The sequence below is a fragment of the Arthrobacter sp. LjRoot14 genome, assembly GCF_964253905.1.
Taxonomy (GTDB): domain Bacteria; phylum Actinomycetota; class Actinomycetes; order Actinomycetales; family Micrococcaceae; genus Arthrobacter.
This window is the reverse complement of sequence record NZ_CAXURL020000001.1, coordinates 137195-155717: the sequence shown is the minus strand read 5'-3', so window position 1 is coordinate 155717 and position 18523 is coordinate 137195. Positions and strand designations below refer to the sequence as shown.

The 18523-nt window shown below is 67.1% G+C and carries 20 protein-coding genes; 9 read left to right on the top strand and 11 right to left on the bottom strand.

What is annotated here, in order from left to right; genetic code table 11:
• The first annotated feature begins 102 nt into the window (after positions 1 to 102).
• From ACSQ12_RS00795 to ACSQ12_RS00785, 3 genes are all read left to right on the top strand, one after another.
• A complete protein-coding gene (locus ACSQ12_RS00795; RefSeq protein WP_436063947.1) occupies positions 103 to 843 on the top strand; it encodes a Type 1 glutamine amidotransferase-like domain-containing protein in 741 nt (246 codons plus the stop codon).
• The gene (locus ACSQ12_RS00790; protein WP_436063946.1) at positions 836 to 2248 is read left to right on the top strand and encodes an amidase; all 1413 of its coding nucleotides are present in this window, start codon (positions 836 to 838) and stop codon (positions 2246 to 2248) included. The genes ACSQ12_RS00795 and ACSQ12_RS00790 overlap by 8 nt, the downstream gene beginning before the upstream one ends.
• 71 nt (positions 2249 to 2319) lie before the next feature.
• Positions 2320 to 3789 (top strand): peptide MFS transporter, encoded by a 1470-nt coding sequence (locus ACSQ12_RS00785; RefSeq protein WP_436063945.1) that lies wholly within the window; start codon positions 2320 to 2322, stop codon positions 3787 to 3789.
• Positions 3790 to 3828: 39 nt separating this feature from the next.
• Here ACSQ12_RS00785 and ACSQ12_RS00780 read toward each other — a convergent pair whose 3' ends face one another.
• Positions 3829 to 4320 (bottom strand): DUF4190 domain-containing protein, encoded by a 492-nt coding sequence (locus ACSQ12_RS00780; RefSeq protein ID WP_436063944.1) that lies wholly within the window; start codon positions 4318 to 4320, stop codon positions 3829 to 3831.
• Positions 4321 to 4417: 97 nt separating this feature from the next.
• A complete protein-coding gene (locus ACSQ12_RS00775) occupies positions 4418 to 5233 on the bottom strand; it encodes a nuclease-related domain-containing protein (protein ID WP_436063943.1) in 816 nt (271 codons plus the stop codon).
• 264 nt (positions 5234 to 5497) lie between these two features.
• Here ACSQ12_RS00775 and pgm point away from each other — a divergent pair, with 264 nt between their 5' ends.
• Entirely contained in the window at positions 5498 to 7147 is a 1650-nt protein-coding gene (pgm, locus tag ACSQ12_RS00770; RefSeq protein WP_209741697.1) for a phosphoglucomutase (alpha-D-glucose-1,6-bisphosphate-dependent), read from the top strand.
• On the opposite strand, the gene ACSQ12_RS00765 is transcribed toward pgm, so the two are convergent.
• Both ACSQ12_RS00765 and ACSQ12_RS00760 read right to left on the bottom strand, forming a co-directional pair.
• Positions 7137 to 7676 (bottom strand): 2'-5' RNA ligase family protein, encoded by a 540-nt coding sequence (locus ACSQ12_RS00765; protein ID WP_209741698.1) that lies wholly within the window; start codon positions 7674 to 7676, stop codon positions 7137 to 7139. The two genes, pgm and ACSQ12_RS00765, sit on opposite strands and share 11 nt — an antisense overlap.
• A 117-nt stretch (positions 7677 to 7793) precedes the next feature.
• A complete protein-coding gene (locus ACSQ12_RS00760; protein WP_209741699.1) occupies positions 7794 to 8399 on the bottom strand; it encodes a malonic semialdehyde reductase in 606 nt (201 codons plus the stop codon).
• Between the two features lie 205 nt (positions 8400 to 8604).
• On the opposite strand from ACSQ12_RS00760, the gene ACSQ12_RS00755 reads away from it, so the two are divergent.
• On the top strand, positions 8605 to 9960 hold the full coding sequence (locus ACSQ12_RS00755) for a uracil-xanthine permease family protein (RefSeq protein WP_209741700.1): 1356 nt from the start codon (positions 8605 to 8607) through the stop codon (positions 9958 to 9960).
• Positions 9961 to 10027: 67 nt separating this feature from the next.
• Here the strand turns inward: ACSQ12_RS00755 and ACSQ12_RS00750 are convergent, their stop codons facing one another.
• Together ACSQ12_RS00750 and ACSQ12_RS00745 are read right to left on the bottom strand one after the other, a co-directional pair.
• The gene (locus ACSQ12_RS00750; RefSeq protein WP_436063942.1) at positions 10028 to 10579 is read right to left on the bottom strand and encodes a hypothetical protein; all 552 of its coding nucleotides are present in this window, start codon (positions 10577 to 10579) and stop codon (positions 10028 to 10030) included.
• A gap of 49 nt (positions 10580 to 10628) precedes the next feature.
• On the bottom strand, positions 10629 to 11525 hold the full coding sequence (locus ACSQ12_RS00745) for an SDR family oxidoreductase (protein ID WP_209741702.1): 897 nt from the start codon (positions 11523 to 11525) through the stop codon (positions 10629 to 10631).
• 214 nt (positions 11526 to 11739) lie between these two features.
• On the opposite strand from ACSQ12_RS00745, the gene ACSQ12_RS00740 reads away from it, so the two are divergent.
• Both ACSQ12_RS00740 and ACSQ12_RS00735 read left to right on the top strand, forming a co-directional pair.
• Positions 11740 to 12231 (top strand): DUF6328 family protein, encoded by a 492-nt coding sequence (locus ACSQ12_RS00740; RefSeq protein ID WP_436063941.1) that lies wholly within the window; start codon positions 11740 to 11742, stop codon positions 12229 to 12231.
• A gap of 57 nt (positions 12232 to 12288) precedes the next feature.
• Positions 12289 to 12951, top strand: coding sequence for a DUF6766 family protein (locus ACSQ12_RS00735; protein WP_436063940.1), 663 nt, complete (start codon positions 12289 to 12291; stop codon positions 12949 to 12951).
• A 21-nt stretch (positions 12952 to 12972) separates the two neighbouring features.
• On the opposite strand, the gene ACSQ12_RS00730 is transcribed toward ACSQ12_RS00735, so the two are convergent.
• The 3 genes from ACSQ12_RS00730 to ACSQ12_RS00720 form a co-directional block, all read right to left on the bottom strand.
• Positions 12973 to 14097: a glycerate kinase gene (locus tag ACSQ12_RS00730; protein ID WP_436063939.1), complete on the bottom strand. Its 1125-nt coding sequence runs from the start codon at positions 14095 to 14097 to the stop codon at positions 12973 to 12975.
• An 85-nt stretch (positions 14098 to 14182) separates the two neighbouring features.
• Positions 14183 to 14995 carry an alpha/beta fold hydrolase gene (locus tag ACSQ12_RS00725; RefSeq protein ID WP_436063938.1) on the bottom strand — a complete coding sequence of 271 codons (813 nt, stop codon included), beginning with the start codon at positions 14993 to 14995 and terminating at the stop codon, positions 14183 to 14185.
• 34 nt (positions 14996 to 15029) lie between these two features.
• Positions 15030 to 15281 carry a DUF6480 family protein gene (locus tag ACSQ12_RS00720; protein ID WP_436063937.1) on the bottom strand — a complete coding sequence of 84 codons (252 nt, stop codon included), beginning with the start codon at positions 15279 to 15281 and terminating at the stop codon, positions 15030 to 15032.
• 193 nt (positions 15282 to 15474) lie between these two features.
• Between ACSQ12_RS00720 and ACSQ12_RS00715 the strand changes: the two genes are divergently transcribed.
• Both ACSQ12_RS00715 and ACSQ12_RS00710 read left to right on the top strand, forming a co-directional pair.
• Positions 15475 to 16263 (top strand): histidine phosphatase family protein, encoded by a 789-nt coding sequence (locus ACSQ12_RS00715; RefSeq protein ID WP_209741708.1) that lies wholly within the window; start codon positions 15475 to 15477, stop codon positions 16261 to 16263.
• Complete coding sequence (locus tag ACSQ12_RS00710) at positions 16247 to 17194, top strand: ADP-dependent NAD(P)H-hydrate dehydratase (RefSeq protein WP_436063936.1); 948 nt, start codon at positions 16247 to 16249, stop codon at positions 17192 to 17194. The genes ACSQ12_RS00715 and ACSQ12_RS00710 overlap by 17 nt, the downstream gene beginning before the upstream one ends.
• 59 nt (positions 17195 to 17253) lie before the next feature.
• Here the strand turns inward: ACSQ12_RS00710 and ACSQ12_RS00705 are convergent, their stop codons facing one another.
• A complete protein-coding gene (locus tag ACSQ12_RS00705; RefSeq protein WP_436063935.1) occupies positions 17254 to 18075 on the bottom strand; it encodes a class I SAM-dependent methyltransferase in 822 nt (273 codons plus the stop codon).
• A gap of 50 nt (positions 18076 to 18125) precedes the next feature.
• The gene (locus ACSQ12_RS00700) at positions 18126 to 18497 is read right to left on the bottom strand and encodes a DUF7793 family protein (protein ID WP_436063934.1); all 372 of its coding nucleotides are present in this window, start codon (positions 18495 to 18497) and stop codon (positions 18126 to 18128) included.
• Between the last annotated feature and the right edge of the window lie 26 nt (positions 18498 to 18523).

Here is an 18523-nt window from a genome sequence, read left to right as displayed (position 1 = left end):
TCCGGAGAATGCAGGTCTGCCTCCAGCGTAGCCTCCGCGGAAGGCGGGCACGCCGAATCCGGGGCACGTTACGCTTCAATGGACCGCAAAGGAGAATCGTCGATGGCAGCCCAACAGCCAACCATCCTGGCCACGTCCGGCGGATATAAGGCCGGCCGGCGCTCACGGCTGGAGTTTGACGCCCTGCTGCACCACGCCGTCGAACTTTCCGGCGTCACCGGGCGCGCCCCGCGCCTGACGCACATCGGCACTGCGGCGGGTGACCAGCGCTCTTTCAACGCGGAACTGGACCAGGCCGCCAAAATAGCCGGCTTCGATTTCAGCCACCTCAATCTCTTCACCATGCCCAGCATCGACGACCCGGAAGCGCACCTCCTGGAACAGGACGTGGTGTGGGTCAACGGCGGTTCGGTGGTGAACCTCCTGGCAGTCTGGCGGGCGCACGGCCTCGACGAAATCCTGCGGCGCGCGTGGGAAGCAGGCGTGGTCCTCGCCGGTGTCTCGGCAGGGTCCATCTGCTGGTTCCAGGGCGGCACCACCGATTCGTACGGCCCGCAGCTGCGACCGGTGACCAACGCCCTGGGATTCCTGCCATATGCCAACGGAGTGCACTACGACTCGGAGGTCCAGCGCCGCCCGCTGGTGCACCGGCTGGTGGCCGACGGCACGCTGGGCGAAACCCACTGCACGGACGACGGCGCGGGGCTGGTCTACTTCGGCACTGACCTTGCGGAGGCGGTCACCGAAGTGCGGGGCAAGGCAGCGTACCGCGTCACCCGGGATATCCAAGGTGGCGCCGCGACCGCCGTCGAAGAGCGGCTGGAGGCCCGTTTCCTTGGCTGACATCCACGAACTTTCAGCGGTTGGGCTCCGCGACGCCCTGCACTCGGGCGAACTCTCCGCCCGGGAGGTAACGGAGCATTTCCTCGCCCGGATCGAGGCCCGGAATCCAGGCCTCGGCGCCTTCATCACGGTGACCGGGGAACAGGCCCTGGCGGACGCCGCGGACGCGGACACACGCTACGCCCGATCAGCCGGGCATCTTCCGCTGCTCCACGGCATGCCGGTGGCCTTCAAGGACCTGACGGATGTGGCCGGTGTGGTGACCACCCACGGCAGCGCGGCCCTGGAGCACAAACCTGCGTCCGTGGACGGCGCACTGGCGGCGGTGTTGAAGGGTGCCGGTGCCATCTCGCTGGGCAAGACCCAGGTTCCGGAGTTCGGTCTGACCGCCTACAGCGAAAACCTGATCGCACCGCCGTCGCGCAATCCGCACGCACTGAGCCGCAGCTCCGGAGGATCCTCGGGCGGAAGCGCCGCCGCGGTTGCCGCAGGCCTGGTTCCGTTCGCTCCGGGGTCCGACGGCGGCGGCTCCGTCAGGATCCCGGCAGCAGCCTGCGGGCTGGTGGGCCTGAAACCGGGGCGCGGACTCGTCCCGGCCGGTGAAAGCACCGGCGATCCCGCCCGACTGGTGGTGGCCGGCCCGCTGGCCCGGTCAGCCGGGGATGCCGCCCTGATGCTGGACGCCCTGGTGCCTCCGCCCGAAGCCGGCGGCTACTTTGCGTCCGTGTCCCGGCCGCCGGGCCCGCTGCGGATCGGCGTGAGCCTGGACAGCCCCTGGCAGGCCATTTTTCCGTTTACGCCGGCCGCGGAAGCCATGGATGCGCTCAACGAAGGCGTCCGCCTGCTGGAAGCGGCGGGCCACACCACAGCCGAAGCGGCCGTCCGGTATGACAACCGCTACCCGGATGCATTCACGACGGCGTGGACCGCCGGCGTCGGGAACGCCCGGATTGCGCCGCAGCGCGAAGCCCTCCTGACCCCGCTCACACGCACGTTCCGGCGCCGCGCCCAGCAGCGGAGCGCGTCAAAACTCAACGAGGCCCTGGGCTTCCTGCGGCAGTTTGAACGGGACACCGTGGCCCAGTACACCCAGTGGGACCTCATGCTGATGCCGGCGCTGGCCCAGACACCCCGTCCCGTGGGCTGGTTCACGGGAGCCTCGCACGGGGACGGCTACTGGCCGGTCTCGGAATGGGCCGGCGACGCCGACGGCGATTACCGGAAGCAATGCGAGTACGCGCCGTGGTCCAGCATGGTCAACGTATGCGGCCTGCCCGCCATCAGCATTCCCGTGCACTGGACGGGCGGGTCACCCGGCGCCGGACTGCCCATGGGCATCCAGCTGGTGGGGCCGGCGGGATCCGAGAAGGTCCTGCTGCAAGTGGCGGCTCAGATCGGGTTTTGACGGCGCGTCCTCCTTGCTTTCCTGCCAGCGGCAATGTGACAATCGCGCGGCCGGGTGCCACCCTTAAGTAAATGAGCACAACTCATTTATCTGATCGCCCCGCTACAACGCCGGGCGATACGTCATTTTTTGGCCACCCAAAGATGCTGGCCAGCCTCTTCTCGGTAGAAATGTGGGAACGCTTCTCCTTCTACGGGATGCAGGGCATCCTCCTCTACTACATGTACTTCACGGCCGCTCAGGGCGGCCTCGAAATTGAGCAGGGCCTGGCCGCCGGACTGGTGGGCGCCTACGGCGGCGGAGTCTATCTCTCCACTATTCTGGGCGCGTGGCTGGCTGACCGGCTCTTCGGTTCGGAACGGGTCCTGTTCGGCTCGGCAGTCCTGATCATGGCGGGCCACATCGCCCTGGCGCTTGTCCCGGGCATTCCCGGACTCATTGCCGGCCTGGTGCTGGTGGGCGTCGGCTCGGGCGGCCTCAAGGCAAATGCCACCGCGCTGGTGGGCACCCTCTACGGGGAGAAGGACGAACGCCGCGACGCAGGCTTCTCCATCTTCTACATGGGCATTAACGCCGGCGCGCTGATCGGCCCGCTGGTTACCGGCTGGCTGCAGGAAAGCCAGGGGTTCCACTGGGGCTTCGGCGCCGCCGCCGTCGGCATGGCCCTTGGCCTGGGCATCTACGCGACGGGACGCGGGAAGCTCCCCGAAGCGGCGCACCACGTGCCCAACCCGCTCCCGGCGGAGCAACGCACCAGGTACGGGCTGATCTTCCTGGGCATCGCCGCCGTGGTGGCGGTTCTCCTCGCCACCGGCGCCGTGAACGCCGAAAACCTGGCTATGTCCATGGCGTACGCCGCCATCGGCGCTTCCGTGCTCTACTTCGGACTGATCTTCTCCAGCAGGAAGGTGACAGGCATCGAGCGCAAGCGGGTGGTGGCCTTCATCCCGTTGTACATCGCCTCCGCAGCGTTCTGGGCCCTGTTCCAGCAGCAGTTCACGTTCATTGCCGTGTACTCAGAGGAGAAGCTGGACCGGAACCTCTTCGGCTGGGAGATGCCGGCCGCCTGGGTGCAGTCCATCAACCCCGTGTTCATCATCATTTTTGCCGGCGTCATGGCAGCACTATGGACACGGCTGGGCAACAAGCAGCCCGGCTCGGCCCTGAAGTTCTCCATCGGCCTGTTCGTGATGGGCCTGGCCTTCCTGGCCTTCATTCCGCTGGCCGGCAGCGGCAAGACGCCCCTCCTGGCACTGGTGGGCATCCTGTTCCTGTTCACCCTGGCGGAGCTCTTCCTCTCCCCCATCGGGCTGTCCGTTACCACCAAGCTGGCGCCGCAGGCCTTCCACACGCAGATGGTGGCACTGTTCTTCCTGTCCGTTTCGCTCGGCACCACCCTGGCCGGCATCCTGTCCGGGCTGTATAACCCGCAGGACGAACTGCCGTACTTCATCGGCATCGGCGGCACGGCCATGGTGCTGGCCGTCGGCCTCGCCGCCGCTTCGCCGGTCATCAAGAAGCTCATGGCCGGCGTGCGCTGACCCGATGGCGTGGTGCGGGCCTGGGCGGACTGAACCCGCCTAGTACCCGTACCCGGCGTTGGCCGCCGCGAAGATCGCAGCCACGGCAAACGTCAGTACAATCGCCGTCAGTGCCAGGCCGATGTAGCCGAGGACCAGGCCTCCGATGGCGAGTCCGCGTCCGGCAGGTTCCCGGAGCAAGGCCAGATGGCCCAGGACCACGGCGGCAATCTGCGGCAGGATGAAGAGACCCAGCCCGAGGAACACCGCGATGCCGCAGCACAGGCTGGCGATGCTCAGGCCCTTGGGCTCGGGCGGCATGCCGTAATAGGACGGCTGCCCGTAGGCGTTGCCAAACGGTCCGGGCTGCTGGCCGTATTCCGGCTGGCCATACCCCGGCTGGCTGTACGGTCCGGGCTGCTGGCCAAATCCAGGCTGCTCGCCATAAGGGGCAATTGGCGGCACGGGCTGTGATCCCTGAGGCGGAATATACGACGGCGGCTGGTAGCCCTGGGGCGTCCCCTCGTCGCCGGGGGCAGGCTGGTTAGTCATTGGGAAATCCCTTTTTTGGTGGCTATAAACAGCCTACCAACGCGTCGCCCGGGCGGGCCCTGCCGTGATACACCCGTGATATGCCGGCCAACCGGGACTACCGGCTCCAGAGCGGCGCCGCGAGCGAGAACGCCACGATCCCCAGGACCAGCAGGCTCCACAAAAGGGCTGCCAGCTTGCCCGTGGAGGCCTGGTGTCCGAGTTGCGGGGGACTCGCGGCGGACCGGTATCCGATGCGCGCCGGAACCGGCGGTGGATATGCCCCGCGCTGGTATGGACGAGGCACGGGATTGCGGGCCGCGTTCCCGCGGACGTCCGGCACTGCAGGCGCCTGGGGCTGCGTGAGTTGCTGTCCCAGGTGCGAATACAGGCCAACCACCGTCTGCGGATCAAGCACTGCCGGGAGGGCCGCAATCCGTGCCACCACGCGGTTGATGCCCAGCACTTCGACGCCGGATTCCGTTACCTCTGCAAAGTCGGGGTGGCCGGTGAGGCAAATGATGGAGCGGACCAGGCGCCGGTGCGGCGCGCCGAGCAGTGCGGCCACGGCTGCCGCCTGCCCCAGGGCGCCGTCCACCGCGGGGTTCCGCGAGTAGCCGTTCTGCCTGAGGACGCCGTCCCTGACCTCAACGGAGCCAGCCCAGTTCTTGGCATCCACCACCACAACGCCGCCCGGCCCCACCAGGACGTGGTCGAGGTTGGCCAGCGGCCGGCCGGGCCAGTGGACATCGTGCAGCATGAACCAGCCATCCGGGGTCAGCCGGCCCAGCCGGCTGGCAGTGCGGCGCTCCCCCTCCGCCCCGGCGCCCCACGTTTCGGCGGCACGTTCGGCGTGGTCCAACTGGCGCTTCAGCCGCGCGATCCGTTCCGCAGCCAATCGTGACTGTTCTGACGCTCCGTCGCCTGCTGCCATGGAATGTCCTCCCCTTGGATTCGCCGCAACGCTGACGGCGGCGGAGGGCCCGCCGTCGTAATTTGTTTAGAAAAGTAGCAGCCGCGGGACGGCCGGTATATAGGTAGTTTTGCCGCCACCACTCGCTTTTTCGCAGCCAATTACTGCCCCCAAATAAATGCAAAGAGGAATGAATTGGTAAATGCCGGATGAAATTCGGCGTCATAGGGGCCGGATTCCGGACAAAGCGTGTTGCGTCCCGCCGTCGTCTGGCATGCTGGTGCCATGGCTAGCCGCGCGGGCACAGTTGCCCAACCCCAAGACCTTGTTGACCTCACTGCGCTCCTGGATGCGTACTACGATGTTTCCCCCGATCTGAGCGATCCGGGCCAGCGCGTTGCGTTCGGCACCTCCGGACACCGGGGATCCAGCCTGAAGGCTTCATTCAATGAACCCCACATCGTGGCCATTACCCAGGCGATCGTGGAATACCGCGCCGGCCAGGGCATCACCGGACCGCTGTACATGGCAAAGGACACGCACGCCCTCAGCGAACCGGCGCAGAACTCCGCACTTGAGGTGCTGGCGGCCAACGGCGTGAACGTGCTGATCGACGCCCGCCACGGCTACACGCCCACGCCGGCGCTGAGCCACGCCATCCTCACCCACAACCGGAACGCCCCCGCCGGCGCCCCGCAGGCTGACGGAATTGTGGTCACTCCCAGCCACAACCCGCCCGGTGACGGTGGCTTCAAGTACAACCCGCCGCACGGCGGACCCGCAGACACCGACGCCACCGGCTGGATCGCCAACCGGGCCAACGAACTCTTGGAAAACGGGCTCCGCGGCGTCAAGCGCATTCCGGTGGCCGATGCCCTGGCGGCTGAGACCACCGGCAAGTTCGACTTCCTCAGCAGCTACGTGGACGATCTCCCGTCCGTCCTGGACCTCAACGCCATCCGCGAGGCCGGCGTCCGGATCGGCGCCGACCCCATGGGCGGCGCCTCGGTGGATTACTGGGGCGAGATCGGCGAGCGCCACCACCTGAACCTCACCGTGGTGAACCCCACGGTCGACCCGCAGTGGGCGTTCATGACCCTGGACTGGGACGAAAAGATCCGGATGGATTGCTCCTCCCCGTCGGCAATGGCCTCGCTGATCAACCGCATGTCCAGCGGCGCAAATTTTGACGTCGCCACCGGCAACGACGCCGACGCCGACCGCCACGGCATCGTCACACCGGACGGGGGGCTGATGAACCCGAACCACTACCTCGCCGTCGCCATCGACTACCTCTACCGCCACCGCACCGGCTGGAACCCGCAGTCCGTGATCGGCAAGACCCTGGTCTCGTCGTCGATCATCGACCGCGTGGCCGAAAGCCTGGGCCGCAAGCTCGTCGAGGTGCCGGTGGGCTTCAAGTGGTTTGTTCCCGGGCTGTTGTCCGGCGAGGGCGCGTTCGGCGGCGAAGAATCCGCCGGCGCTTCGTTCAACAAGATGGACGGCAGCGTCTGGACCACCGACAAGGACGGCATCCTGCTGGCGCTGCTGGCTTCGGAAATCACGGCGGTAACCGGCAAGTCGCCCTCGCAGCTCTACAAGGGCCTCACGGACCAGTTCGGCGACCCCGTCTATGCCCGGATCGATGCCGCAGCCACGCGTGAGCAGAAGGCTGCGCTTGGCAAGCTCTCGCCGTCCGACGTCACCGCCACCGAACTCGCCGGCGAAACGATCACGGCCAAGCTCACCGAGGCTCCCGGCAACGGGGCGTCCATCGGCGGCCTGAAGGTGGTCACGGAGAACGCCTGGTTCGCCGCCCGCCCGTCCGGCACCGAGGACGTCTACAAGATCTACGCGGAGTCATTCAAGGGCGCCGATCACCTCAAGCAGGTCCAGGCCGAAGCCAAGGCCCTTGTTGACGGGGTTATTTCGTAAGTTCCCACAGATGGAGGATGCGCCGGACGGAATGGTTTCCGTCCGGCGCCATGTCCACCAGGGCCACGCGGTCAAGTACGACGACGTCGCCCGGTTGGGGACGCTTGTCACCGTGATGGGACACATGGGGACGGTAGCTGTCCAGGATGTGGTGCGGCGTGGGCACCCGGCCCGGCAGTTCCGTAACGCTTCCCACCAGTGACTCGTGAAGTTCCTGCAAGGGCCGGCTGGGCTCGACCAGGCTGACCGGGACGGACTCCTGCCGGCCGAAGCCGGCGTCCTCGCCAATGGTGAGCCGCGCACCGAGGGCCGCCCGGACGGGCTGGTCGATGAGTCCGGCAATCCGGTCGGCGAGGCCGGCGCCCTGCCCGCCGTCGTCATTCCCCCCATCGACTCCGGTGACGGCGTCGCCGGACCGCATGTCGACGTCGAACCTCACCAGGGTGATATGCAGGGGCCAGTCGTCGCGGGGAAAGACGAGCCCATCAGAGACGGGCTCGGTGAAGGCCACCAGAATCAGGTTCCGCATAGGGCCAGTGTGCCACGGGGCGGTTCGGCCTGCGCCGCCCCCGCGGGAGGGCGGGCACAGTCGCCAGAGGGCGGTTTTGACTAAAATCGGAAGTGGCTCCGGAGAGCTGGCGCGGACCTAGACGGTGCGGACCACATCTTCGTAAGCGAACTTGGGCTTTGCGGCACCCCAGGCGTCGGGACCGGGCTGGCCGATGTTGACCACCAGGAAGCTCTTCTGGTCCCCGGCGGGGAAGAACGCCGCGTCAATGGCGGAGAAATCAGCACCCGTCATTGGGCCCGCCGCGAAACCGAGCGACCGGACGGCCAGGATGAAGTAGCCGGCCTGCAGGTGGGCGTTGTTGTTTCCCGTGCTTGCCGCGAGCTCCGGTGCGGCGTCGTACATGGCCTTGGGCGCGTTGTAGCCGGGAAGGAAGTTGTCCCACTGATCCTGCCAGGCGGTGTCGTAGCTGAGTACGGCAACAAGCGGGGCGGACGCCGTCTTGGCCTTGTTGCCGTTGGACAGCGTGTCCACCAACTGCGCGCGGGCCTCGTCGGAGCGAACATACGTCACGCGCAGCGGCTGGGAATTGAAAGCCGTGGGGCCGAACTTGGTCAGCTCGTAGATGGCGCGGGCCTGCTCGTCCGTGACCTCGCCGGTGAAGGCGTTGGCCGTACGGGCTTCGGCGAAGATCGCGTCCACTGCCGCTGCGTCGATCACTGCTTCTTCATGGGCAATTGTCATCTGCATGCCTTTCGCTGGGCCCGCGCACCCGGAGGCGGCCGGCGGTTCTGCTATCCATAGTTGCAACTTCAAGCGAATCATTCCTCTTCCCGTGGCCGCGCGTGACGTTTCCCACAGCGGCGGACCGCACGGCCCGCGCGGTAATGTTGCTCCGGAAGATTCCTTCCCCGCTCCCGACATAAATTTCTTTGAAAGGCTCCCGGCCATGAGCATGCTTGGTACCAAATGGAAGCTTCACGGCAACGGAAAGTCGGTCCGGCCCGGTGAGGTGGTAGCCCCCGGTGAACGGCTCACCTGGCCCCTCACCATCGGGGTGGGAATGCAGCATGTGGTGGCCATGTTCGGCGCCACGTTCCTGGTGCCCATCATCACCGGCATGCCGCCTGCGACCACACTGTTCTTCTCCGGCATCGGAACCCTGCTCTTCCTGGTGATCACGCAGGGCAAGGTGCCCAGCTACCTCGGATCAAGCTTTGCCTTCATTGCCCCGATCATGGCCTCCCAGCAGCAGTTCGGGATTCCCGGCGCACTGGGCGGCGTGGTGCTCGCCGGCGCCGGGCTGGCCGTCATCGGCGCCGTGGTCCAGAAATTCGGGGCCGGCTGGATCAACCGCCTGATGCCGCCCATCGTCACCGGTGCCATTGTGGCCCTGATCGGGTTGAACCTGGCGCCGGCCGCGAAAAACAACTTCGACGCCGCCCCCGTCACCGCGGCGATCACCCTCGCCACCATCATCCTGGTCAGCGTGCTGTTCAAGGGCATCCTGGGGCGGCTCAGCATCCTGGTGGGCGTGGTGGTGGGCTACGTGGTGGCCATGATCCGCGGCGAGGTGGACTACGCCAAAATGGACGCCGCCGCGTGGGTGGGGCTGCCGCACTTCCAGACTCCCGAATTCCACCTTGGCGTGGTGGGCCTCTTTGTGCCCGTGGTGCTGGTGCTGGTTGCCGAGAACATCGGCCACGTGAAATCCGTGTCCGCCATGACCGGCCAGAACCTCGACGGCGTCTCCGGCCGCGCCCTGATGGCGGATGGCGCCGCCACGGTTCTGGCGGGCTTCGGCGGCGGCTCCGGAACCACCACCTACGCGGAAAACATCGGCGTCATGGCCGCCACGAAGGTCTATTCGACGGCGGCCTACTGGGTGGCCGGCATCTTCGCGATCATCCTGAGCTTCTCCCCCAAATTCGGCGAACTGATCGCTACAGTTCCCCCGGGCGTGCTGGGCGGGGCCGCCACCATGCTGTACGGCATGATCGGCATCCTGGGCGTCAAGATCTGGGTCCAGAACAAGGTCAACTTCTCCAACCCGGTCAACCTGACCACTGCAGCGGTGGCCCTGATTATCGGCATCGCCAACTACACCTGGACCATCGGCGAACTGACGTTCACCGGCATCGCGCTGGGCTCCGCCGCCGCGCTGGTGATCTACCACGGCATGAAGGCGATCGCGAAGGCCCGCGGCAGCGTCGCGGAACCGGAAACCGAACAGGCCGGGCTGCCCCCGGCAGTCAAAGCCGCAATCAACGCCGCCTCCAAGCGGACGCCGAAAAAGCGCCCCTAACTCCCTTAAACGCATGCGGGCGGCCGCATCAGCAGCCGCCCGCACGGGCAGTTCATCCGGAGCCGAATTACCCGGCGTCGAAACTATCGTCGTCCCGGTCCTTGGGAGCCTTGCTGTCCGGCAGGTCAGTGCCGCTGCCGTCAGGGATCCCGGCCGCGTCCTGCTTCGGTTCCGAGGAGAACGGCCGCCCGGCGTCGGGGTCCTCCGTGTTGGACTCATCCATCTCGGCCTCCGCGGACGGCACCGCTGCGTCGCCTTCGGCAGACTGCCCCGTGTTCTCCGGCGCTGTGTTCTCCGGCTCTGTGTTCTCCGGCTCAAAGCCGGGGTCTGCGCTTTCGTTCTCTGCGTTCATCTGGTCCTCCGTTCCTCCGAAGCGTCCCGCTCCGGGTTCTCCTGCACTGTCCTGGTCCTCGGCGCCGAACTGGCTGAGGTCAGGGGCCCCGGCGGGGTAGGTTTCGCCGTCGGGGCTGTCCTGGCTCAGGCCGGCCGCGTCGAAGGCCTCTTCCTCACGCGGCTGGGCGAACTTCTTCGTGTCCGCACCGCCCATTTCCTGCTCGACTGTGGGCGTGCCGTAGCCGCCTTCTTCCTCGATGGGCGTGCCCTGGTTCTCCTGTGTCATGTCGTTCCTCCTGGGTAGTCGGGCCTGTATGGAAAGTGTGCGGCAAACGCTAGAGGCCCTTGCCGCCGGTCACTGGAAGTACGGCCCCGGAGATATAGGAGCCGTGGTCGGAGGCCAGCAGGACGTAGGCTGCGGCGAGCTCCGCGGGCTGTCCAGCCCGTCCCAAGGGAGTGTCCTGGCCGAACGTCGGCAGCTTTTCCGGCCATTCAGTGGCGGGAATCAGCGGCGTCCAGATGGGACCGGGTGCAACGGCGTTGACCCGGATGCCCTTGGGGCCAAGCTCCTGGGCCAGGGCCTTGGTGAACGCAACCTGGGCGCCTTTCGTCATGGCGTAGTCGATGAGGCCCGGCGACGGATTGAAGGCCTGGATGGAGGCGGTGGTGATGATGGATGCGCCCGCCTTGAGGTGGGGCACTGCCGCCCTGGCAGTCCAGAGCAGGGAATACAGGTTCGTCTTGAAGACGCGGTCGAATTCCTCGGTGGGAAGCGTCTCGAAGCTGTCGCGGTTCTTTTGGTAGGCCGCGTTCAACACCACGACGTCCAGCCTGCCGAACTCCGCCAGGGTATCCGCTACGATCCGGGTGCTGAACTCTTCGCTTCGGCCGTCGCCCGGCAGCAGGAGGGCCCGTTGCCCGGCCTTGCGGATCCACGCCGCCGTGTCCTGGGCATCGGCTTCTTCTTCGGGAAGGTAGGAAATGGCGACGTCGGCCCCTTCGCGGGCGAATGCAATGGCCACGGCCCTGCCGATCCCGGAATCCCCGCCGGTGATGAGCGCCGCCTTGCCGGTGAGCGCACTGCTTCCCTCGTAGCTTTCCTCGCCGTGGTCCGGCTGCGGCTCCATGGGCGCCGTGAGCCCGGGCTGCTCCTGGACCTGCTCCGGGAACGGCCCCTCGTGGTAACCCGTCCGGGGGTCCCGCGGCTGGTGGTCCTGCTTGTTGTCCGTCATAGTCCACCTCGCTAGCGTCTCGGTTTCGTGCTGGTTCCGGTCCGTGACCGGCCCTTCGAAACTATCCCAGCAAACAGGGCAAGTCCACCGTTTTGGACAAATTAGTCAGCAAACTTAGTATTGCCCTGCAGGCGGAGTATTGCCTGACGCAGGCTTCAAGCCTAAGTTGAGAGTTAGTTGCGCGCGGCGGCGTGCCAGGCCCGGAGGTGAGCCCATGTCAGAACCCGACGCGGTGGTTGGCGACGGCAGGAACGAATCCGTTAATCAACAGATGGACCGCAACTGGGGAGAGCTGATCCAGGAACTCCGGGTACTGCAGACAGGGGTGCAGATCCTCGCCGGTTTCCTCCTGACCATTCCTTTCCAGGAGCGGTTCAAGACACTGGACGACTACCAGGTGGGGCTCTACCTGGCCAACGTGATCCTTGCCGCACTGACCACCGCCGTCATCCTCCTCCCGGTCAGCGTGCACCGCAGGCTCTTCCGCAAGCAGCTCAAGAAGACGCTCGTTTCGAGTGCGGACCGAATAGCAAAAGTGGCGCTGGCCGGCGTCGCACTCCTCAGCGCAGGAACGGCGTCACTCGTGTTCGATGTGACCGCCGGGCGGGATGCCGGATTCCTTGCGGGCGGAGGGCTGCTCGCCGCCATGGTCCTGCTGCTTGTCCTCGTGCCGAACTGGCTCCTCAAACGGGCATCGAAGGTCTAGCCGGAATGACCGTGGCGGGCCTGCGCCAGAATTCAATCAAACTCTCCGGGAGGCGCCATGAAGAAGTGGGTTAAGGAACACGGGCTGATGCTGGCCAACATCGGACTGTTCGCACTGTTTTTCGGCGGCATGATCGTCAGCGGGGCCAGCGACTACAGCGAAGACCAGCTTGCGCACGGACAGCCTGCGGTGGGAATTGCGGGCTACCTCGCCACCGGCGCATTCCTGGAAGCGACCTTCGAGAACTGGGAATCGGAATTCCTGCAGATGGGCATGTATGTCATCCTGACGGTGTTCCTCTTCCAGAAGGGCTCCTCGGAATCCAAACCGATGGGCCGCACCGCGCCGCAGGACCAGGATCCGCGGGATGCAACGGTGAAGGCCGCCACGCCATGGCCGGTGCGCCGCGGAGGTGTGGTGCTCAAGTTGTACGAACACTCACTGTCGATCATGTTCCTGCTGCTGTTCCTCGCATCCTTCACCCTCCATGCCATCGGGGGCAGCGAGGAATACAGCCAGGAGCAGCAAAGCCACGGACAGCCGGGCGTGACGCTCCTCGGCTACCTTGCCACCAGCCGGTTCTGGTTTGAGTCATTCCAGAACTGGCAGAGCGAATTCCTGGCCGTTGCCGTCCTGGTCGGGGCTTCCGTCTACCTGCGCGAACGGGGCTCCCCCGAGTCCAAACCTGTGGCGGAACCGCACTACGAGACCGGGGCCTAGCTGCAATCCTGAGGGGCCGCGTCAGGCCCCTTCGAGGACCTGGCTGGTGGCCCAGGTGAGGTACTTCGCGGCGTTGGCGACGGCGTCTTCCGGGCTGGCTGCGACGTCCAGCAGCTGCGCCGCGGCCACCACGCCGTGCTCCGCAAGGTCCTCCGGGGTGACCAGGATGCGGCCCGCCACCACAATGACCGGGATGCCCCGCTCACGTGCTGCGTCCGCCAAGGCAATCGGGGCCTTGCCGGTCAACGACTGCGAGTCCATAGACCCTTCACCGGTGATCACCAGGTCAGCCTCAGCCAGCTGGCCGGCAAGGCCGGTCAGGCCCGCCACCAGGGCGAAGCCGCCTTCGAGGGTGGCTCCGCTGAAGGCAAGGAACGACGCCGGGAACCCGCCGGCCGCGCCGGCTCCGGGAACGTTGACGTCGCGTCCCGTGGCCTGGCGCAGAACGGAAGCCCAGTTGCGGAGCCCGGCGTCCAGCAGCTCCACGGCGTCCGCGTCGGCCCCCTTCTGCGGGCCGAAGACGTGGGCCGCTCCGTCGCTTCCGAACAGCGGGTTCTGGACATCCACTGCGATCCGGAACTTCGCGGACGCCAGCCGGGGGTCCAAGCCGGACACATCCACGTCCACAACGTCCACGAGGGATCCGCCGCCCAGGGGGACCACGTTTCCGGCCGCGTCCAGCGGTTTCAGGCCCAGGGCGCGCAATGCGCCGCTGCCGCCGTCGGTCATGGCAGAGCCGCCCACCCCCAGCACGATTTCGGAGGCTCCGGCGTCCAGTGCGGCAGCGATCAGCTGGCCGCATCCGTAGCTGTGGGCGCGCAGCGCATTCGCGGGCGTAGGTTCCATGTGCGCCAGTCCCGATGCCTGGGCGGTCTCAATCACTGCGGTTGCACCGCCGAACGCATCCTTTCGCAGCGCCCAGGCGGCGCCGATGGGCGCAAGAATGGGGCCGACGACGGCGTTCAGGCGTTCCTCGTACCCGGCGGCGACGGCAGCTTCCAGGGTGCCTTCCCCGCCGTCGGCCACCGGAAACTGCGTAGCGACCGCATCCGGGTAGACGCGCAGCGCCCCCTCGGCGATGGCACTGGCCGCCTCGGCGGCGGTGAGTGACCCTTTGAACTTGTCCGGAGCAATGAGAATGCGCATGTGTCTATCCTGCCAGCATCCATCGGAAAGCGCTTGCCTCCCGTGTAACCAAGCCGCCGCTACGAGACCGCCGGGAAGGGCCTGCCTACTGGCGGTTCAAGGTCTGCTCCGGGGCACCGGCACCGGGGAGGCCGGTAAAGCCGGTGATCGCTTCGGCCACCTGGGCCGTGCCGGTGTGCTGGACGACGTGACCGCAGCCGGGAACCTCCACCAGCGTCCCCGCCGGTGCACGGCGGGCAAGGATGCGGCACCACTCGCCGGTTGCGATGGGGTCGGAAGCTCCGCGAAGAATCAACACAGGCATGGTCAGCCCGCGGATCCGCTCCTCGGTCCGGTAGTTCATCATGACCCGCAGCTGTTTGAGGTACCACAGCGGCCCGCAACGCAGGTAGTCGCTGAACACCAAGGCGTTCGAACCGGGGGTTTCGTGGAGGAGCGCGTCCTTGGTCAGCGCCATGATCTGGCGGGGCAGCGTGCGGCGGCGGACGTCCACCACGGGTCCCATCAGCACCACGTGCGGCACCTGTTCCGGCCGCTGCAAGGCTGCTTCCAGGACGAACTGCGCCCCCATGGAGTGACCCACCAGGACCCGCAGCCCCACCCCGGCCTGGTCCAGCACATCATGGATAAAGGCTGCCTGGTCCGCCACCCTGAGCTGGCGTTCCGGGCGCGGTGTGGAGCCGAAGCCCGGAAGGTCGATCGAAATAGTGTCCGCCACCCCGGCCAGGACCCGGTGCAGTCGCACCAGGTAGCGGTGGGAGACGCCAATTCCGTGGATGAGGACAATGGTGGGGGCCTCCGCGGCAGCTCCCGGCCGGAGCCCTGAAGTGGCACGCGAAGCGTACATCCGTCCGCGGAGGCCTCCGGCTTCAACGCCTGTGGTTACGGCACCCTTCATCCGTCGAGAATAGACCTCCGCGGTCAGGATTCAGCTATTCCCCGTGCCCCTGGTCCCCGCTCATGGAGTCTTCCGCGGGCGGCGTTTCCCCGGGCGGAACACCGCCGCCGGGCTCCAGGCCGGTGATGTTGCCTTCCAGCGGGTCGGGGTTCGCGGTGGCCGCGGCGTCCTTGGATGCCCGGTCTTTTTCTTCCGTCGCGTCAGTGTCCGGCCGCCCCGACGCCGCGTCGGCGCTGCCGGGCCGGTCCGGATTCGAGGGGTCGTTCTCCGGGTGGTAGGTGCTCATGTTTGGTCCGTCCGTCGGGGGCCGCCTCCGGGGATTGCGGAGACGTGCAGGCTGATGGGTGGCCAGCCTAGCCTTCCGTGATTACCGCGACAAGGAGTCACGGGCAGTAGTAACGTGGGCCTTCCTGAGCTATACGCAGCCAACGAGGGCGCGAACGCGGCCCGGGAAACGGGCCCGGACCAAGGGGGTAGCAATGCCGCAATCCGATGACCGGAATTCTTTAGGAAGAGGTCCCGCGGGAACGGGACTGACCGAGCTGGTGCTGGTGCGCCACGGCGAGAGCGCAGGGAACGTGGCCGCGACGATGGCCAGACAGGCCGGAGCCCACGTCATCGACGTTCCGGCACGGGATGCCGATGTGGAGCTTTCCGCTACCGGACGAGACCAGGCCCTGGCCCTGGGCAGGCTGTTCGCTGACTTTCCGGAGGAGCAGCGGCCCGCCGGAGTGTGGTCGTCGCCCTACGTCCGCGCCCGGCAGACGGCCGAGCTTGCCGTGAAAACCGGCGGCTGGCCCGCAGGTGTCCTCATCGACGAACGGCTCCGCGACAGGGAACTGGGCATCCTGGACATGCTGACCTCCGCGGGCGTGGAAGCCCGGCTGCCAGAGGAAGCGGCGCGGAGGCGCTGGCTGGGAAAGTTCTACTACCGGCCGCCCGGCGGCGAGTCCTGGGCCGACGTCGTGCTCCGGCTCCGCTCCCTGCTGGCCGATCTTGAACGGCAACCGGGCGGCGGCCGGATCATGCTCGTGTGCCATGACGCCCTGATCCTGCTGTTCCGCTACATCCTGGAAGGGCTCACCGAACCGGAACTCCTCGATATTGCCGCGACATCCACCATTCTCAACGCCTCCCTCACCCGGTTCGTGCGGCCGGATGAATCCGGGCCGTGGATCCTCGAGAGCTTCAACATGGCCGACCACCTGGTCAGCGAAGGCGTGCCGGTGACCGAACATGCGGGAGATGCCAATGTCCACCCCGCATAGCAAGCCGGCGGCGCAGCCGGTCACTCCCACCCTGCTGCGCGACTGGCCGCTTCCGGGCGGCGGATCGGGCAAGGACGACCGCGGATCCGTGCTGGTCATCGGCGGAGCCCGGAAGACTCCCGGCGCAGCGCTTCTGGCGGGCACGGCGGCCCTGCGCGCCGGCGCAGGCCGGCTGACCCTGGCAGTTGCCGGTTCCACTGCGGTGCAGGTCGCGGTGGCCCTGCCGGAAGCGGGGGTGGTGGGCCTCGCTGAAACGGACGACGGCGCCGTCGAGGGTTCCGGGGTATCGGTCCTGGCCGAAGAACTGGAGAAAGCCGCGGCCGTCCTGGCGGGACCGGGACTGGACGACATGGACGAAGCGGAGTCGCTCCTGAGGGAGCTGCTGAAACTGAACTCCGGCCCCGCCAACAAGCCGGCGGTGATCCTCGACGCCTACGCTTTGGGGTGCCTTCCGGGGCTCGTTGACGAGCTCGGACCGTGGTCCGGGCGGCTCATCCTGACCCCGAATATCACCGAAGCCGGAATCCTGCTGGGGCGGGAGGTCGGGGACCTGCACCGGGACGTTGCGGAAATTGCCGGGCGTTACGGTGCCGTGGTGAGTTGCCAGGGGGTCATCGCGGCGCCGGACGCGGGCCAGGGCGGAAACAAGGACGGGAGCCCGGGGGACGCCCCCGGAACCGGGGATGTCCAGCTGTGGGAAATCACCACCGGCTATGGCGGCCTGGGCACGTCCGGCAGCGGGGACATCCTGGCCGGCGCGATCGCAGGCCTTCGCGCCCGCGGAACATCGAATGCCCAGGCAACGTGCTGGGGCACCCACCTCCACGCCGCCGCGGGCGACAGGCTGGCGAGCAGGTTCGGAAGCCTCGGGTACCTGGCCCGGGAACTTGCCGATGAGCTGCCCGCCCTGATGATGGAACTTGGCACCTGAGGCGTCCCGACCGGGCTCTGGACAATTAGCTGTATCCGGCCATCAGGAAGCATCATGCCTTAGTTCCGCGCCTCCAGCACCGCAAAGTACCCGGGGATGAGGTCGGACCGCGCGGGGTTGGACAACGGCATCGTCTCGATCGTCGTGGGACCCTCCTCGATCAGCTCCCAGCGGCTGGCCGGGAACGCCAGGCTCCGCTCCTTCGGGCCGAATCGTCCCGGCATCGGAAGCCCGCGAATGGCGCCTTCAAGCGGCGCAGGAATGGACCGGAGCGTTGCGCCGAGGTGCGATACGTAGTCGATGGCGTTTCCCCGGAAGTCAGTTTCGGCCAGGAAGACGCGGCCGTTCGCGCCCGTGATGGCGCGGGCATTTTCGGCCAGCGCGATCCGGTCACGTTCGCCCAGGACGTGCAGCACGCCACGGATGAATACATTCGCTCCGCCACCTGCCGGGCCTTCCGCCCCCGGCAGGGCAAGCTCCTCCAGCAGTCCGCTCCCCGCCCCGGACGCCGTCATGTCAGCGACGGCGTAGGAAACGTTCGCCAGCCCGGCAGACTCGGCCCGGGCACGCCGGACTGCATGCGCGGAAACGTCGACCCCCACAGCATGGGGGAAATGCCCGGCCAGCTGCCGGGTGAAGCTGCCGTTGCCGCACCCGATGTCCACAACCGGCAGCCCGGGGTCCAGATGCTGTCGCAGCCTGTCCACATAACCGCGCATTTCGTGGTCGCTGCCGGAATCCCAGAGCACGTCGCCGGTGGCTCCCGTGGCTTTGACATTGGACCAGAACCGGTCCCAGGCAACATGGTGGTCCCGCGGTGCGCCTGCGGATAAGCGAACCAGCTTGGGGACCAGCAGATACTTTTTCAGGGCGGCGAGCATGGTCCCAATATAAGGGCACCGGTGGTGACGTCCGGAGAAAGCGCCACGGGTCACGTCAGGGCAAGCCAGGTCAGTGCGTCCCGCTCAGACGTGAAGAACTTGGTGGGGCACGGCACCGAGTTGATGCCCAGGAAGAAATTGGCCAGGACCCTGTCGACCGGCGAGGACCCCAGCAGGGCTATCCGGGACGCCTGGCACGGACGGCCGAACACTGCGCGGGCGCCGCGGGACACGTCGGCGGTCGTGGCCATGTCGACCAGCATGGGATGCCGGTCGTTGCCGCAGAGTTGGTTCACCCTGAGCATGGCGCGCTCCGCGTCCCGGGCCGTGATCACGGCAGCCCGCGGCCACGTCAGCCGGAGTAATCCGTCGGTCCCAAGCGTCAATTCCGCTTCCGTGCCCACCTCGCCGTCTCCGGACATATCCGCCCTTCCTCCCGCCAGGTGTC